This window comes from Maribellus luteus (genome assembly GCF_003576475.1).
Lineage (GTDB): Bacteria > Bacteroidota > Bacteroidia > Bacteroidales > Prolixibacteraceae > Draconibacterium > Draconibacterium luteum.
On the sequence record NZ_QWGR01000049.1, the window covers coordinates 1 to 1,092 of the forward strand.

2 protein-coding genes are annotated in these 1,092 nt (G+C 66.6%); both read left to right on the forward strand.

What is annotated here, in order from left to right; genetic code table 11:
• Nucleotides 1–817, forward strand: an 817-nt coding sequence (gene modB, locus D1614_RS27855; RefSeq protein WP_206610137.1) for a molybdate ABC transporter permease subunit, incomplete at its 5' end; no start/stop codon positions are given.
• 8 nt (nucleotides 818–825) lie between these two features.
• Nucleotides 826–1,092 (forward strand): ATP-binding cassette domain-containing protein (locus D1614_RS27860; RefSeq protein WP_206610138.1); only part of this gene is annotated, 267 nt, incomplete at its 3' end.

Here is a 1,092-nt window from a genome sequence, read left to right on the forward strand (position 1 = left end):
ATTGACCGGGCGTTATATCCAACCCTATATTGCGGATAACTCACCCAATGTGTCGCCGGCACCCAACGCGTCACCCGGCCCTTCGCGGGCATCACCCGGCCGGCCGACGGCACCTTCGCAACGTATCCGCATGTCTGCTTCCATCTGGACGCCTCTGCTGCTTTCACTCAAGGTGGCCGGCTGGGCGACGGTTCTTAACCTCGTGCTGGGCGTCGGTGCGGCGTACGCACTCGCGCGCACGCGCAGCCGTCTGCGCGACGTCATCGATTCAATCCTGACGCTGCCCCTGGTGCTACCGCCAACGGTGCTCGGCTATTACCTGCTGGTGCTGCTGGGCCGGCGTGGCCTGATCGGCGGATGGCTCGACAGCTTGGGCATCCAGCTCGTCTTTACCTGGCAAGGCGCGGTGATTGCCTCCACCGTGGTGGCGTTTCCGCTGGTCATGAAGTCGGCACGCGCCGCCTTTGAAGGCGTCGATCATCAACTCGAGAACGCGGCGCGCGTGCTCGGCCTGCCCGAGACCGCCGTGTTCTTTCGGGTCACGCTGCCGCTGGCCGCGCGCGGCATTGCTGCCGGCGTGCTGCTGGCCTTTGCACGCGCCTTGGGCGAATTTGGAGCCACGCTGATGATTGCCGGCAACCTGCCGGGGCGCACGCAGACGCTATCCGTCGCCATCTACGAAGCCGTACAGGCCGGCGACGACGCCACGGCCAACACGCTGGTGCTGATCACCTCGCTCACCTGCATCGTGGTGCTGGTGGCGGCCAGCCGCCTGCTGCAAGGGCGCGCGCCGAACCTGCAGGAGCAGCTGGCATGAGCGGCCGCATGATCGACCTCGTCGTGCAGAAAACGCTCACCAGCGCGGCGCGGGTGTTCTCGCTCGACATTGCCGTGCGCTCGGACAGCCGGCGCGTGGTGCTGTACGGCCCTTCAGGCGCTGGCAAGAGCCTCACGCTGCGCGCCATTGCCGGCCTGATGACGCCCGAGCGCGGCCGCATCGTGCTCAACGGCCGTACGCTGTTCGACCACGCCGACGGCATCAACCTCAGTGCGCAGGAACGTCGCGTCGGTTTCCTCTTCCAGGATTACGCG